This window comes from Salinibacterium sp. ZJ450 (genome assembly GCF_011751885.2).
Taxonomy (GTDB): domain Bacteria; phylum Actinomycetota; class Actinomycetes; order Actinomycetales; family Microbacteriaceae; genus Ruicaihuangia.
On the sequence record NZ_CP061771.1, the window covers coordinates 1081531 to 1097450 of the forward strand.

Annotated in this window: 13 protein-coding genes; 10 read left to right on the forward strand and 3 right to left on the reverse strand. The window is 68.7% G+C overall.

What is annotated here, in order from left to right; all coding sequences use genetic code 11:
* The first annotated feature begins 44 nt into the window (after positions 1-44).
* Entirely contained in the window at positions 45-1532 is a 1488-nt protein-coding gene (locus tag HCT51_RS05180; protein ID WP_166870975.1) for an NAD-dependent succinate-semialdehyde dehydrogenase, read from the forward strand.
* Between the two features lie 248 nt (positions 1533-1780).
* Here HCT51_RS05180 and HCT51_RS05185 read toward each other — a convergent pair whose 3' ends face one another.
* On the reverse strand, positions 1781-5104 hold the full coding sequence (locus HCT51_RS05185) for a DEAD/DEAH box helicase (protein WP_166870978.1): 3324 nt from the start codon (positions 5102-5104) through the stop codon (positions 1781-1783).
* Positions 5105-5133: 29 nt separating this feature from the next.
* Complete coding sequence (locus tag HCT51_RS05190) at positions 5134-5418, reverse strand: GNAT family N-acetyltransferase (RefSeq protein ID WP_166870980.1); 285 nt, start codon at positions 5416-5418, stop codon at positions 5134-5136.
* A 63-nt stretch (positions 5419-5481) separates the two neighbouring features.
* On the opposite strand from HCT51_RS05190, the gene HCT51_RS05195 reads away from it, so the two are divergent.
* From HCT51_RS05195 to HCT51_RS05215, 5 genes are all read left to right on the forward strand, one after another.
* Positions 5482-6531 (forward strand): Gfo/Idh/MocA family protein, encoded by a 1050-nt coding sequence (locus HCT51_RS05195; RefSeq protein WP_191413773.1) that lies wholly within the window; start codon positions 5482-5484, stop codon positions 6529-6531.
* Positions 6532-6540: 9 nt separating this feature from the next.
* Positions 6541-9999 carry a TM0106 family RecB-like putative nuclease gene (locus HCT51_RS05200; protein WP_166870982.1) on the forward strand — a complete coding sequence of 1153 codons (3459 nt, stop codon included), beginning with the start codon at positions 6541-6543 and terminating at the stop codon, positions 9997-9999.
* 65 nt (positions 10000-10064) lie between these two features.
* Complete coding sequence (locus HCT51_RS05205; RefSeq protein ID WP_166870983.1) at positions 10065-10979, forward strand: AAA family ATPase; 915 nt, start codon at positions 10065-10067, stop codon at positions 10977-10979.
* Positions 10980-11010: 31 nt separating this feature from the next.
* Positions 11011-11301, forward strand: coding sequence for a hypothetical protein (locus HCT51_RS05210; protein ID WP_166870986.1), 291 nt, complete (start codon positions 11011-11013; stop codon positions 11299-11301).
* Between the two features lie 40 nt (positions 11302-11341).
* The gene (locus HCT51_RS05215; RefSeq protein WP_166870988.1) at positions 11342-12013 is read left to right on the forward strand and encodes a TMEM175 family protein; all 672 of its coding nucleotides are present in this window, start codon (positions 11342-11344) and stop codon (positions 12011-12013) included.
* A 9-nt stretch (positions 12014-12022) separates the two neighbouring features.
* Here HCT51_RS05215 and HCT51_RS05220 read toward each other — a convergent pair whose 3' ends face one another.
* Positions 12023-13000, reverse strand: a complete 978-nt coding sequence (locus tag HCT51_RS05220) for a helix-turn-helix transcriptional regulator (RefSeq protein ID WP_166870990.1) — start codon at positions 12998-13000, stop codon at positions 12023-12025.
* Positions 13001-13061: 61 nt separating this feature from the next.
* Here HCT51_RS05220 and HCT51_RS05225 point away from each other — a divergent pair, with 61 nt between their 5' ends.
* The 4 genes from HCT51_RS05225 to HCT51_RS05240 all read left to right on the forward strand — a co-directional run bounded on the left by HCT51_RS05225 (position 13062) and on the right by HCT51_RS05240 (position 15903).
* Positions 13062-14117 carry an ATP-binding cassette domain-containing protein gene (locus tag HCT51_RS05225; RefSeq protein ID WP_224760680.1) on the forward strand — a complete coding sequence of 352 codons (1056 nt, stop codon included), beginning with the start codon at positions 13062-13064 and terminating at the stop codon, positions 14115-14117.
* Positions 14114-14914: an ABC transporter permease gene (locus HCT51_RS05230; RefSeq protein ID WP_166870992.1), complete on the forward strand. Its 801-nt coding sequence runs from the start codon at positions 14114-14116 to the stop codon at positions 14912-14914. Before HCT51_RS05225 ends, HCT51_RS05230 begins: the two co-directional genes overlap by 4 nt.
* 52 nt (positions 14915-14966) lie before the next feature.
* Complete coding sequence (locus HCT51_RS05235; protein WP_166870993.1) at positions 14967-15338, forward strand: VOC family protein; 372 nt, start codon at positions 14967-14969, stop codon at positions 15336-15338.
* Positions 15339-15402: 64 nt separating this feature from the next.
* Complete coding sequence (locus HCT51_RS05240) at positions 15403-15903, forward strand: glutathione peroxidase (RefSeq protein ID WP_166870995.1); 501 nt, start codon at positions 15403-15405, stop codon at positions 15901-15903.
* Positions 15904-15920 lie beyond the last annotated feature (17 nt).

The window sequence follows — 15920 nt, forward strand, 5'->3', positions numbered from 1 at the left end:
GGTGGCGGCAGGGGTGCGCGAGCGCGGGGCCTACGATTACTGACATGACGACTATCGACACCCAACTGATCACCGAAGCAGCGCTGCTCGAGTCGGTTCCGAACCAGCTGTTCATCGGCGGCGCATGGGTCGACGCCGAGGACGGCAAGACCATCGACGTGTCCGACCCGGCCACCGGTGAGGTGATCCGCACGATCGCCGACGCGTCGGTCGCCGACGGGGTTCGGGCACTGGATGCCGCCGCGGCGACCCAGACAGAGTGGGCGGCCACCCCGCCCCGGGTGCGCGGGGAGATCCTGCGCAAAGCGTTCGATCTCCTGCAGGAGCGCAAGGAGGACTTCGCGCTGCTGATGACCCTCGAGATGGGCAAGCCGCTCGCCGAGGCCCGCGGCGAGGTCGCCTACGGCGGCGAGTTCCTGCGCTGGTTCAGCGAGGAGGCCGTGCGAATCGCCGGGCGCTACGGCACTAACCCCGAGGGCACCGGCACGATGATCGTGACCCAGCGCCCCGTGGGACCGGTGTACCTGATCACCCCGTGGAACTTCCCGCTGGCGATGGCCACCCGCAAGCTCGGCCCGGCACTCGCCGCCGGCTGCACCGTGGTGATCAAGCCCGCGACGCTGACCCCGCTGACCACCCTGGCGCTAGTGGCGCTGCTGGAGGAGGCCGGACTGCCCAAGGGTGTGGTGAACGTGATCACCACCACCGCCACCGGCAAGCTGTCCGAGACGCTGATGGCCGACCCGCGGCTGCGCAAGGTGTCCTTCACCGGCTCGACCCCGGTCGGGGTGGCGCTGCTCAAGCAGGCCGCGGACAATGTGCTGCGCACCTCGATGGAACTCGGCGGCAACGCCCCGTTCGTCGTGTTTGAGGACGCCGACCTGGACAAGGCGCTGGACGGGGCGATGATTGCGAAGTTCCGCAACATCGGCCAGGCCTGCACCGCCGCGAACCGGTTCATCGTGCAGGACAGCATCGCCGACGAGTTCGCGGCGCGGCTGGCCGAGCGGGTGAAGGCGATGAAGATCGGCCGTGGCACGGAAGAGGGCGTCACGATCGGCCCGCTGATCGACGGCAAGGCGGTGACCAACACCACGCGCCTGGTGGATGACGCGGTCGCCAAGGGTGCGGAACTGCTCGCCGGTGGCTCGGCGATCGAGGGTCCGGGCAGCTTCTTCGAACCGACAGTGCTCGACCGGGTCGGCGACGGCATGGCGATCAAGGTCGAGGAGATCTTCGGCCCGGTGGTCTCGATCATCCGGTTCAGCGACGAGGCCGACGCCATCCGGATCGCGAACGACTCCGAATACGGGCTGGTCGGCTACGTGTTCACCGAGGACTTCAAGCGTGGGCAGCGGCTGATCGACCAGATCGACACCGGCATGATGGGCCTGAACGTGGGCGTCGTCTCCAACGCGGCCGCCCCGTTCGGCGGAGTCAAGCAGTCCGGCCTCGGCCGCGAGGGCGGTGCCGAGGGCATCCACGAGTACCTGGAAACCAAGTACACCCTGACCCCGAACCCGTACAAGTAGGTCGCGAGTGCTGCGCGGGTCGGCCTCGACAGGTTCGAACGCGGTGTGCTGAGGTCTGGCGTTTAGTCCTTCCCGACCTCCGGGAAGAACCGATTGCCAGACCTCACGCGTGAGCCCTACTCGTTCGCGTGAGGCCCGGCTGCTGAGGTCTGGCGTTTGGTTGTTCCTGACGCGTGGGAAGGGCCGTTCTCCAGACCTCACTCGACCGCGCGCACCTTACGCGAGCGCTCACGCCTCATCTCGCGCGCTTACGGCTCCAGCAGCGCGCGGATATCGTCCGCGGTCAGGGTGGAGCTGAAGGTGGCGTCGTCATCCATCACCGAGTCGAACAGGCGCGCCTTGCGCTCCTTCAGCGCCATCACCTTCTCCTCGATGGTGCCGGTGGCGACCATCCGGTAGACCATCACGTTCTGGGTCTGCCCGATCCGGTGGGTGCGGTCCACCGCCTGCGCCTCGGTCGCCGGGTTCCACCAGGGGTCGAGCAGGAACACATAGTCGGCCTCGGTCAGGTTCAGGCCGAAGCCGCCGGCCTTCAGGCTGATCAGGAATACCGGCGCCGCGCCATCCTTGAACCCGTTGATCACCTCGGCCCGCCGGGTGGTCGACCCGTCCAGGTACGCGTAGGGGATGCCCTGCGCCTCGAACCGTGCCGCCGCCTTGCCGAGGAATGAGGTGAACTGGCTGAAGATCAGCGCCCGGTGCCCCTCGGCGAGCACATCCTCCAGCTGCTCGAACAGCGCGTCGAGCTTGCTGGAGGGCACCGACGCGTACTTCTCGTCGATCAGCGACGCGTCGAGGCTGAGCATCCGCAACAGGGTCAGCGAACGGAACACGATGAACCGGTTCTTGTCGAGGTCGTCGATCAGCCCGAGCAGCTTCTGCCGTTCCCGCTGCAGGAACGTGTCGTACAGCTTGCGGTGCCGCGGCTCGAGGTCGATCGGCAGCACTTGCTCCTGCTTGGCGGGCAGATCGGATGCCACCAGCTCCTTGGTGCGCCGCATCATCAACGGGCGGATGCGGCGACGCAACTTGGCCAGTTGCGCCGGGCTGCCGACCCCCTCGATCGGCCGCTGGTACTCCTCGGCAAAGCGACTGGCCGACGGAAACAGTCCCGGCGCCACAATCGCCAGCAGCGCGTGCAGCTCCAGCAGCGTGTTCTCCATCGGAGTGCCGGTGATCGCCAGCTTGAACGGGGTGGACAGCTCGCGGGCGCAGATGTGCACGCGGGCGGTGCGGTTCTTCACGAACTGCGCCTCGTCGAGGATCAGTCCCGCCCAACCGAGCGCCTGATACTTCTCGAAATCCAGCCGGAACAGCGCATACGAGGTGACCACCAGGTCGGCGCCGCGGGTGGCGTCGGCCAGCGACATCCGACTCTTCGCCTCGGTGGCTGTGATGGCGGCAACCGTGAGTTCCGGCGTGAAGCGCCCCGCCTCGCTCACCCAGTTCGACACCACCGAGGTCGGCGCCACGACGAGGAACGGGCGGATGTCGCCACCCACCTGGCGCGCGTGGGCGACCAGCGCGAGGGCCTGCAGGGTCTTGCCAAGGCCCATGTCATCGGCGAGGATGCCGCCGAGGCCGTGCTGCCAGAGGAACGCGAGCCAGTGGAAGCCCTCCTGCTGGTACGGCCGCAGCTCGGCGTTCACCGTCGCGGGCAGGGGAGTGGGGTCGATGCTCGTTAGGTCCCGCAGACCGCTCACCGCCGACCGCCAGCCCACCGCTTCGTCGGTCTCATCGGCGAGATCCTCGAAATCGGACCACAGGCTCGCCTGGTAGCGACTGATCCGCACGCCGGTGTCCCACTCGTCCAGCGTCTCGGCTTCGGCGAGCAGCTCGCGCAGCTGGTCGAACACCGGCTGCTTCAACGACAGGTAGCTGCCATCGGTCAGCAGCAACTTGGGCTTGCCCCGGGAGAGCGCCGCGAACAACGGCCCGAACGGGATCTTCTTGTCCTTGATGGTGACGATCACGCCGAGGTCGAACCAGTCGCGCTGGTCGGTCTCGACGGTGCTCACGGTGAGCTTCGGCGGCTCGGTCAGCTCGCGGTAGTCGGGCTTCTCGCCGAGGATGTCGACCCGGATGCCGTCCAGCGCCTCAAGGGTCGGCAGGCTGCGGTCGGCGAATTCGGCGGCATCGATGCCCTTGAGAGTGGTCGCCGGTTCGAGCGGCCGTTGCAGCACCTGCTCGGCGGCGGCCAGCAGCTCGCGCTCGGTGTCGGGATCTCGGTCCGGGTCGTCGGCCGCCGCCGTGCCGCGGCCGGTGCTGAGGCCACCGCCGGGAGCGCCGTCGAGCGGAATCCGCCCGGTCTCGTACTGCCAGTGCCACTGCAGCTTCAGCGTGTGCTTCGGGGCGAACTGGGCGGTGAGCACGAGGGTGGGCGGCAGCAGCTCGGGCAGCTGCACCGACGCGTCGGAGCTCGCGATGCTGACCCGTCGGCGCAGGGTGGGGAAGTAGTCGCTCAGGAACTCTGGCACGTCGGCGCTGGGGATCACGACCGCTCCCGGATGTCCGAGCAGCCGGCGGTGCTCGTCGGTGAGCGTGTCGGTGGTCGGTGCGAGGGTGATCGCGAGGGTCGGCTGGAAGGAGTAGCAGTACACCCCGTGATCGGCGATGGCGCCGGCGGTCTCCGGCGGGTGACGATGCCCGTCGATGGTGAGGAGGGCAGTCAGATGTAGGTCGGAGTCTGGTGCGTCGCGCACCGCATCGAGGCTCACCGCGGCGTGCTCGCCGAGTGTGACGGTGCCGCCCTTCTTGCTGCTGAGGAACGGAATGTCGAGCCGCCGGGCTTCGTCGAGCACGTTCCAGAGCAGCGGGCTCGGGAAATCGTCGAGGTAGAGCCATTCGGCGTCCTGGCCGAGGTAGGTGCCGCGTTGCGCCCGCTGCAGGGCAAGCAGTTCGGAGAACACCCGGTGGTGCTCGGGGTTCAGGTTGAGGCGGTTCACCTGGTAGCCGAAGCTGCCCCAGGTGAGGTTGCCCTTGACCCAGTTGCCTGCGGCGCTCTGCATCGCCGGGCGGATGCCGAGCCGGAGCTCGCCGCGGCTGGCGGCGGTGGCCGGCCGGGCGGTGGCGCCGCGCCAGCGGTCCCGGGAGCGGGGCGTCTGTTCCCGCAGCTCGAACTGCAGACCCATCGCCGTGGTCTGGTCGGCGGCGGTGGCCCCCGGCGCCCCGGTCAATGCGTCGAGCGCCGATTTCCAGGCCGGCTGGTCGCGGGTGGCAGCCTGGGTGGCCTGCAGGGTGGCCGGGACATCCTGGTCTTGGCGCAGGTGCTCGGTGTTGCTGGCGAGCAGGGTGGCGGCCACATGCTTGCAGTCGAAGGTCATCGGGCAGCTGCAGTCGCCGGTGGTCGGGCGGCTGAAGCCCTTGCCCGCCGGGATCAGCTCGATGCGGCAGCGATACGGGCGTGGCCCGGTGCCCTGCACCTCGCTGAACAGCTGGCCATCGGCGGGATTCCAGTGCAGCGCCGACACCGCGCCACCCTTGGCGTAGGGGCGGGCGCGCTCGTAGGCGTCCTTGCCGACCAGGCGGATGATGTCGACCGCCGCCACCAGAGGAAGCGTGTCAGCCGGCATGGCTCCATGATCTCACGCGGGCGGATCGCCTAGCGGCTGAGCAGGCCTGCGCGCTCCGGGTTGTCATCGAACCACTGGCCCACGTACCAGCACATGGGGATGACCCGGCGGTCGCCCGACTGCTCGACGTCGTTCACCGCGAACTCCACGAGCTCGCCGGCGAACCCCTTGCCGCGATGCTTCGGCGCGGTGAACGAACGGGTGAAGGAGATCGCGTCGGCGGTGAGCGCGTAGTCGAGCACGCCGACCAGCTCGCCATCGAGGTGGTAGGCGTAGCGGCGCGCGTCGGTTTCGTTGGTGAATTCCTTGGCCATTGGTCCAGCGTATCGCCGCCCGCGTGTCACAATCTGGGAAGGCAGAGAAGCTAGGAGACTCACGTGAGCGCGCTGACCGGTCGGCCCATTCGGGCGGGCGTCATCGGATTCGGCCTGTCGGGTCAGATCTTCCACGCACCGTTCATCGCGGCGAACGACGACTATTCGCTTGATGCGATCGTCACGGCCAACCCGGAACGTGCCAAGCAGGCGAGCACGATGTACCCCGGTGCGCGGATCGTCGCGACGCCAGAGGAACTCTTCGAGCTCGACCTCGATCTCGCGGTGATCGGCACGCCGACTCCCACACACGTGGAACTCGGCCACGCCGCCCTCGACGCCGGGCTCGCCCTGGTGATGGACAAGCCGATGGCGGTCACCGAGCGAGACGCGATCGACCTGATCGAGAAGGCCGAGCGGCTCGGCCTTCCGCTTGCGCCCTTCCAGAACCGGCGGTGGGACGGTGACTTCCTCACCGTGAAGGAGCTGATGGCATCCGGCGCGCTGGGCACCGTGCACACCTTCGAATCGCGGTTTGACCGTTGGAAGCCCACCGTCGCGAAGGCGTGGAAGGGGGAGGCTACGACCGCGCAGGGCGGCGGCGTGCTCTATGACATCGGACCGCACCTCATCGACCAGGCGCTGCACCTGTTCGGCCCGGTGGCAGAGGTACACGCCGAGATTTCCACGCGCCGCCCCAACGGCGCCGCCGACGACGACGACTTCGTGTCGCTGCTGCACGAGTCGGGGGTGCGCTCCAGACTGTGGGCGACGGCGTGGGCCGCCCAGGCCGGGCCGCGTTTCCACCTGCTCGGCACAGAATCGGCATACACGAAATGGGGACTGGACTCGCAAGAGCCCGCACTGTCGGCCGGTGCCCGGCCATCCGACCCCGACTACGGGGTGGAGCCGGAATCCGCCTGGGGAGTTCTGGGCCTGGACGGGGCGCTGCAGAAAGTGCCCGCGGTGCGCGGCCAGTACGACACCTTCTACGCCCTGCTCGCCGACGCGCTGTTGCGCGGTGCGCCGCTCCCGGTCGATCCGCGCGACTCGGCCACCGTGATCGGCCTGATCGAGCGGATTCACACCGGCAATGTCGGAGGCCCCCGCTAGCCTCTAGCCATGTTCCTGCTTGAGAACCGCGTCATCTACAGCGCGAGCGACCTCACCGCCGCGGCCACCTGCGAGTGGGCGTTGATGCGACGGCTCGACGCCAAACTCGGCCGCATCGACGCGGTCGAGGAGCCGGAAGACGAGATGTTGCGGCGCACCGCGGCGCTCGGCGACGTGCACGAACAACGCACCCTCGAGCAGTTCAAGCTCACCCGCACCGTGGTCGAATTCACCGAACGGCCCGAGGTCACCCAGCTCGCCGCGGCCGCGGCCGAGACCGAGCGCGCCCTGCGCGGCGGCGCAGACGCCCTCTACCAGGCCACCTTTTTCGACGGCCGGTTCCTCGGCTACGCCGACTTCATCCTGCGCGGAGCCGACGGCGGCTACGAGGTGTACGACACCAAACTGGCCCGCCGCGCCAAGGTCACGGCGTTGATGCAGCTCGCGGCATATAGCGAGCAACTACAGCAGCTCGGCATCCCCACGGGGGAGACGGTGTATCTGCTGCTCGGCGACGGCCGTACCAGCGAGCACCGGTTGCGCGACATCCTGCCGGTGTATCGCAAGCGCCGCGCCCGACTCGAGGCGATGGTCGACGAGCGGGTCGAGGAGGGTGTCGCCGCCGCGTGGGCCGATCCTCGGTATGAGGCGTGCGGTCGGTGCGCAGCCTGCACCGAGCAGGTGGAGCTGCACCGCGACGTGCTGCTCGTCGCCGGAATGCGACGCACCCAGCGGGCCAAGCTGAACGCCGCCGGCATCGCCACCATCGACCAGCTCGCCGAGGCTGCCGGGCCGATCACCGGAATGTCGGATGCCGCGCTCACCGGTTTGCGCGCCCAGGCCAGGCTGCAGATCGGCGGCTGGCTCGATTTCGAGGTGGTGGAACCGGCCGCGCTCACCGCGCTGCCGCAACCCGATCCCGGCGACGTCTTCTTCGACTTCGAGGGCGACCCGCTGTACCAGGAGGGCGCTGCGCCGACCAAAACAGTCTGGGGCCTGGACTACCTGTTCGGACTGGTCGAACCGGACGAGACGTTCCGCGCGTTCTGGGCGCACGACCTGGCCGAGGAACGGCAGGCGCTGCTCGACTTCCTCGCGTACGTCGACGAGCGCCGTACCCGGTATCCGGGCATGCACATCTACCACTACGCCTCATACGAGCGCACCCACCTGCTGAGCATCGCCGCCCGGCACGGGGTGGGCGAGGAGGCCGTTGACGACCTGCTGCGCAACCACGTGCTGGTCGATCTGTATCCGGTGGTGCGGCAAGGCTTGCGCATCGGCACTCGCAGCTACTCGCTGAAAAAGCTCGAGCCGCTGTACATGGGTGACGACGAACGGCACGGCGTCGCCAACGCGGCCGACTCGATCACCGAGTACGTGCACTCCCGAGAGCTGTTTGCCGCCGGAGAGACGGATGCCGCGCAGCTGGTGCTCGACGACATCGCCAGCTACAACACCTACGACTGCGTCTCCACCCTGCGGCTGCGCGACTGGCTGCTGGCCCGCGCCGCCGAGAACGCCGTTGACCTGGCCGTGCCCGCTGAGCTGCCGATCCCGGTGCCGCTGCGCGATCCCGACCCGGTCTACGTGGAACTCACCGCGCTGCTCGCCGAGGTGCCGCCCGCCGAACGCAGCGCCGACCACACCGCGCTCGCGCTCGCGTCCGCCGCGATCGACTACCACCGCCGCGAACAGAAGTCCTTCTGGTGGGACCACTTCACCCGCCTCCGCGCCCCGGTGAGCGACTGGGCCGACACCCGCGACGTGCTGGTCATCGACCAGCCGCCGGTCGTGGTGGAGGACTGGCACCTCTCCGGTCGACAGAAGCTGGCCAGACGCATCCTCAGCGTCACCGGAACACTGGCCCCCGGCAGCAAGATCGGCGTGGGCTCCAGCCCATACGTGCTCTACGACCCGCCATTCCCGCCGATCACCCCGAGCAGCGAGCCGGGCGCGCGCACGACGCACAACAAGACGACGGTGCTCGACATCATCGACGAGTCGATCTTCATCATCGAAGAGAAACTCGAGGCCGACGCGCCGCAACATCAGGCGCTGCCGATGGCACTCACTCCGGCGCAACCGCCGAACGCCGGCACGCAGGTGGAGGCCATCTCCGAGTGGGGTCGCCGGGTGCTGAGCTCCTGGCCGGAGCCGCTGCCGGATGCGGCGTTCGACATCCTGCGCCGGGTGCCCCCGCGCAGCACCCGCTCGACCGGCACAGGCGACTCCGCCCGCACTGCCGGCTCCGCGAACGGCGGCTCGATCAGCGACAGCATCCGCGACGACCTGCTCAGCCTCGACCGGTCCTACCTCGCCGTGCAGGGCCCTCCGGGCACTGGCAAGACCTACACCGGCTCCCGGGTGATCGCCGACCTCGTCGCGAACCACGGCTGGAAAGTGGGCGTGGTCGCCCAGTCGCACGCCGCGGTCGAGAACATGCTGCGTGGGGTGCTCGACGCCGGGCTTGACCCCAGCCTCGTCGGCAAGAAACCGAAGAACGGCGACGGCGACCACCCGGTGCCGTGGACCCCGCTCGATGGCACCACGATCGGCCCGTTCGCCCAGCAGTCCGGCGGCTTCGTGCTGGGCGGTACCGCCTGGGACTTCAGCCACGCCGGCCGGGTGCCCCGCAGCCACCTCGACCTGCTGGTGATCGACGAGGCCGGGCAGTACTCCCTGGCCAGTACGATCGCCGCGGCCGTCGCCGCGAAGCGCCTGCTGCTGCTCGGAGACCCGCAGCAACTGCCGCAGGTCAGCCAGGGCACCCACCCGGAACCCGTCGACGTCTCGGCGCTCGGCTGGCTCACCGACGGGCACAGAGTGCTGCCGCCGGAGCTCGGCTACTTCCTCGCCACCAGCTGGCGCATGCACCCCGCGGTCTGCGCCCCGGTCTCCGCGCTGTCCTACGAGGACAAGCTGCGCTCGCACCACTCCGACCGTCACCTTGACGGCATCGAGCCGGGAGTGCACCCGGTCGCCGTACCGCACGCCGGCAACTCAACCTCCAGCGACGAGGAGGCAGACGCCGTCGTCGAGCTGGTGCGCTCCGCCCTCGGCCGCGACTGGTCGGAAGGCGGCGACATCCGCCCGCTCGCCCCGGAAGATGTGATCGTGGTCGCCCCGTACAACGCGCAGGTGGGGCTCATCCATGAGCGCCTGCGTTCGGCGGGCCTGGGCCGGGTACCGGTCGGCACCGTCGACAAGTTCCAGGGGCGCGAAGCGGCCGTCGCGATCGTGTCGATGTGCGCGTCATCCGCCGACGACGTGCCGCGCGGCCTGGAGTTCCTGCTGATGCCGAACCGGTTGAACGTCGCCATCTCGCGGGCACAGTGGGCGGCGTTCCTGGTCTACTCCCCGGGCATCACCGAGTACCTGCCGCACAACGTGCACACCCTCGCCGACCTCTGCGCGTTCATCACCCTGGTCGAACCGGCCCCGGTCGCCGCGAAACTGGACGCGTAACCGCAGCCTCTCGACCGGTCCGCGGCGGGGGAGTAGCGTCATCGGCAACCAGTCGAGGAGCCATCATGCCCGCACTCGCCAACTACGGTCAGGCCATCGCCGCCACCACGCTAGCGCTCCGCGACACGCTCGCGCCGGGCCAGCAGGTCACCGCCCAGCATCCGGCGGTCGCGCACACCTCGGTGAGCGGCGTGTCGGCCAACCTGTTCCTCTACCGTGAGGAGCTGCTCGGCTTCCACGAGGGCAGCGAGCCCCGCGGACTCAGCCGGCTCATCGCCCAGTTGTATTACCTGATCAGCGTGTTTCCCGCCGATGATGCCGACACCTCGGCGGCCAGTCACCGCGCATACGGCAACGTGCGCGCGGTGGTGGAACGGCAGCCGGTGCTGTCCGTCATGGTCGGCGGGGAGCGCATGCAGGTGCAAGTGCGGGTCACCCCGCTCGACATCGACGACCTCACCCGGCTCTGGCTCGCCGCGAACACGCCCCTGAGGCTGTCGTTCGCGGTGTGCGCCACGTTCACGGTGGATGCCGCCGAACGCCTGTCCGTGGCGTCAACCCTGTACGACGTGGTGTCGCTGACACCCGGCTCGATCGCGGTCTTCAGCGGCACGGACATCGAGGAGAAGCGATCGGCGGTCGCCTCCGTCGCGCGCGAACTCGACCGCCCGACGATCCGGGTCAACCTGCGCGAGGTGGTCAGCGAGTACGTCGAGGCCACCGAACGCAACCTGACCCGCCTGTTCGATGAGGCGGAGCAGCGCGACGCCGTGCTGATCCTCGACGAGGCTGACCCGCTGTTCGGCACCCCCACCGAGCTGGGCACTGCCCACGACCGGTACTCCGGGGTCGACCCCGACTGGCTACTCACCCAACTCGCCCGCGCGCCGGGACTCGTGATCATCGAGGTGCTGCAGCCGGCACCGGTGCTGGCCCGGCACACCGCGGTGGAGGTGCACTTCCCGCCGCGAGACCTCTGAGCACTCCCGCATCCGCGTCTAGCATCGACAGGTGCCTTCGTTCCGCGTCACCATCGCCATCGGTTCCCTCCGGGCGGGCACGGCCCCCGACTCCGTGCTGCCGACCGCGGCGGATGCCGCCGCCGAACTCACGGTCGTCGAGGCATCCGACATCAGCATCGTGGCCGGAGAGCCCCGCATCACCGTGCGTTTCGAGGCCGAGGCCGCCGATCTCGCCACCCAGATCGGTGACGCCGTGGTCAGCGCGGTCTCGGCGGTCGCCGAACCCCGCCGGTGGTCGGTGACCCAACGGGTGGGTGGCCGCTGGGAGCCGCTCGGCTGACCCCATTGCCGCCGCTGCGGCACTGGACCAGTCTGGGACGGTGACCGACGACAACCGGGCTGGCCGCGACGGGGTGCTGGCCCGCAAGACCAGCGAGTTCGATCGGGGGCTCGGCTTCTATGATGCGATCTACGCCGTCGCGATCACCCTGCTGATCGTGAACGTCGACGTGCCCGAACCCGACGCCTGGCATGACCTGTCCTCGCTCGCAGCCAGCGGCCTGTTCTACCAGCTCGCCGGGTTCGCCCTCAGCTTCCTGGTGATCGCGGTGTTCTGGCGGGTGAACGTTCGGCTGGTGCAGCGCCTGTCGGCCCTGGACCCGGCAACCACCACCGCGAATCTGGTGGCGGTGGCGCTGGTCGTGCTCGTGCCGTTCACTACCCAGGGCATCAGCGACCCGGAGACGGCCGGCTTCGCGCTGCCCACGGTGTTCTACGCGGTCAACCTCGCGGCCGTGTCGGTCGCGCAGACGCTGATGTTCCAGATCGCCCGGCGCAAGGGACTGGAGATCAGGCCGCGCGGGCGGCGCGAGAACCGGATCTTGCTGATCGACCAGCTGACGACCCCGCTGGTGTTCCTCGCATCCGTGCCGATCGCCCTGTTGTGGGGAGCGGATGCCGGCAAACTGAGCTGGGCGTCGCTGCTGCTGATCGGCCCGCTGTCGGGCCGGCTGGCCATCCGCGCCATCCAGTCCGGCCAGGCCGGGCCCTGACAGCCCGCGTCAGCCCTGAACGAGTGGTCGCTCCGCCGCGCGAGCGAGTTGTTCGTTTGCCGTGCGCACGAACGCCAGGAACTCGTCGGATCCCGAGATCGTGTACGCCACATCCGCCGGAATCCAGAGCAGCGCCGACATCATCACCTCGTAGCTGTCGCCGCCGATCGGCCACTCCGTGCGCCGGTCAGACAGCGCCGTCGCGCCCCGCGCCCACGGCCCGAAATACGCCTGCACCGCATCCAGCGGCATGTCCAGAATCACGGATGCCGCGTGCCGCTGCCGCACGGATGACACCGCGGCCTGCACGAACTCGGCAGCGTCGGCGGCGGGCAGCTCGCGCGACGAGAAGTGCACGCGGGTGCCGAAGAACCGCGCCATCCGGTCGACCCGCAAGGTGCGCCAGTCCGCCCGCTGCAGGTCCCAGCAGACCAGGAACCAGTTGCGTTCCGCCGCCACCAGCGTGTTCGGTTCGACAACCCGGTCGGACTCCGTGCCGCCGGCTGCCGTGTAATGGAACCGGATCCGCTCCCGGTCGCGGCAGGCGAGGGCGAGCTGGCCGAGCAGCTCCTGCGACACCGGGGTGCCGCGCGGGGTGGTCGGCTGCACGAAGCCGGCCAGCGCGTTCACCCGCTGCCGCAGCGCGGACGGCAGTACCTGCTCGAACTTGGCCAGAGCGCTCAGCGTGGTGTGCGCCCCGTCGACGAGTCCCTGCGTCGCCGCCACCCGCAATCCGATCGCCATCGTCACCGCCTCCTCGTCGGTGAACAGCAGCGGCGGCAACGCCGAACCGGCCTCCAGCCGGTAGCCGCCCGCGGCGCCGCGGGTCGCTTCCACCCGGTAGCCGAGCTCCCGCAGCCGTTCGATGTCGCGCCGCAGGGTGCGTTCGGTCACCTCGAGCCGCTCCGCCAGTTCCGGGCCGGGCCACTGCCGGTGGGTCTGCAGGAGGGTGAGGAGGGCGAGCACTCGGGAAGTTTTTTCCGCCATGACCCCAGTTTCCTCGCAATCAGGACGAAAACTGACCTAATGCCCGAGAATCATGGCCGTCATGACGACAGACACCATGATCCAGGCCCGTGGACTCACCAAACAGTTCACGGTCAAGAAGAACCGGGTGGATGCGGTCACCGACCTCAATCTGGATGTCGAGCGCGGCGAACTGGTCGCCTTTCTCGGTCCGAACGGTGCGGGCAAGACCACCAGCCTGCGCATGCTCACCACCCTGCTACCACCCACCGCAGGCACCGCCGTAGTCGCCGGCTTCGACACCCAGAAGCAGCCCGCCGAGGTGCGCCGACGCATCGGCTACATCGGCCAGGGCAACAGCGCCGGCCACTACCAGCGGGTGCGCGACGAGCTGCTCAGCCAGGGCGCCTTCTACGGCATGACCCGCGCCGCCACGGCGAAGCGAGCCGACGAGCTGATCGAATCGCTCGGACTGGGTTCCCTCGCCAAACGCAACGTGCTCGCGCTCTCGGGCGGGCAGCGCCGCCGCCTCGACATCGCGATGGGACTGATGCACTCGCCGCAACTGCTGTTCCTCGACGAACCGTCCACCGGGCTTGACCCGCAAAGCCGCGCCAACCTGTGGCAGCACATCATCGACCTGCGACGCGCCCGCGGCACCACGATCTTCGTCACCACGCATTACCTCGAGGAGGCCGACCACTTCGCCGAGCGGATCCTCGTGATGGACCACGGCCGCGTCATCGCCGACGACACCGCCCCGGCGCTGAAGACCACATTGGCCGGTGACGTGATCACCCTCGGGTTCGATTCCGAAACGGATGCCGCGGACGCCAGCGCCGTGACCGGCCGGGTAGCCCGATCCGAGCCCACGGTGCAGGGCCGCACGGTAGAGCTGACCGTGCACCACGGCGAGCGAGTGCTTCCTCCCGTGCTGCGCGAGCTCGATGCGTCCGGACTCGTCGTCGTCACCGCCGAGCTGCGGCAGCCCACCCTCGACGACGTCTTCCTCGCGCTCACCGGCCGCAGCCTGCGCGAGGAGGCCGACACCACATCATCGCCGGTTGAGCCTGTAAAAACCCGTGCCGGAGATGTCGAAACCCAAGAGACCTACGAAGAAGAGCGAGCCACCCGATGAGCACCTCACCCGCCCCCATTCCCGTCGACGAGTCGGTCGGCCGCCTGAACCCGGCGCGCGACACCTGGAACGTGTTCGTGCGCGAGCTCCGCCCGGTGCGCCGCGACCCGTTCTCATTGATCTTCAGCCTGCTGCAGCCGCTGGTCTTCCTCGGACTGTTCGGGCCCCTGCTGATCGGCGGGTCCGACCTGCCGCCAGCGGAGACGCTGCAGTGGTTTGTCCCCGGCATCCTGGTGATGATCGCCCTGTTCGGCACCGGCGTCACCGGGTCGAACCTGCTGTACGAGATGCAGACCGGGTCGCACGAGCGCACCCTGGTGGCACCGATCTCTCGCGCGTCGCTGCTGATCGGCCGATCGCTCAAGGAGATGGCGCCGATCATGGTGCAGGCCGCGGTGATCGCTCTGGTGACCATCCCGTTCGGGTTCACCGTGAATCCGGCAGGAATGCTGATCGGGCTGGTGCTGCTCGCGCTGTTCGGACTCGGCTTCGGCGCTCTCAGCTACACGCTGGCGCTTGCCAGCCGCAACCGCGACTGGATGTTCTGGGCCGTGCAGCAAGCCACAATCTTCCCGCTGATGATCCTGTCCGGGATGCTGCTGCCCCTGGCCAACGGCCCACACTGGATGCAGGTCGCAGCAGGGTTCAACCCGCTCAGCTACGTCGTCGCCGCGGAACGCGCGCTGTTCGCCGGCGACCTCCTAGCCCCCGCGGTGCTCTGGGGCTTTGTGGCCGCGCTGCTGCTGGCCCTGATCGGGCTCGCGCTCGGCATCCGCGGCATCAAGAAGAGCCGCTAATTCACCACACCGACTCACCGCACCAACTCACCACACCGAAAGGACGACAACGATGGACATGAAGATCGAACTCCTCGCGGTACCGGTCAGCGACCTCGATCGCGCCAAGGAGTTCTACGTGGACAAGATCGGCTTCAACGCCGACTACGACATCCCGGTCAGCGACGAGCTGCGCTTCATCCAGCTCACCCCGCCGGGGTCGGCCTGCTCGATCGTGCTCGACACCAACATGACCACGATGGCGCCGGGAACCGTGAAGGGCATCCAGATGGTCATCGCCGACGCGGATGCCGCCCGCGCCCTGCTGGTCGAGAAGGGGGTCGACGCCAGCGAGGTGGATGAGCAGGACTGGGGCCGCTTCGTCTACTTCGAGGACCCCGACGGCAACAGTTGGGCGTTGCAGCAGATTCCGGCGCGCGACTGAGCCCTCCGCGAAACCTGCGGCTGCGACATCCGGAACGTTCAGCAGTCGGGTCTAGTCTCAAGACATGACGAACACTTACCTGCCATATGACGTTCTGATCGAAACCGCCAGCGGCGAGCAGACCACCCTCGAAGAGCACAAGGGCAAGGTCATCCTCGTCGTCAACGTGGCCTCGAAGTGCGGGTTCACGCCGCAGTACGACGACCTGCAGGAGCTGCAGCGCACCTACGGCGATCGCGGCCTGCAGGTGCTCGGCTTCCCGTGCAACCAGTTCAAGGGGCAAGAGCCCGGCTCGAACGAGGAGATCCAGGAGTTCTGCCGCACCAGCTACGGCGTCGAGTTCCCGGTGTTCGCCAAGATCGACGTGAACGGCGACGACCGGCACCCGCTGTACGACCAGCTGGTGCAGGCTCAGGATGCCGCGGCCGAGGCCGGCGACGTGGCGTGGAACTTCGAGAAGTTCCTCGTTGCAGCCGATGGCACGGTGACGCACCGCTTCCGGTCGAAGACCAAGCCCACCGACGAGGTCGTCGTCGCGGCGATCGAGCAGCTGCTGCCGCGCTAGCCTCCCGCGAAACGACG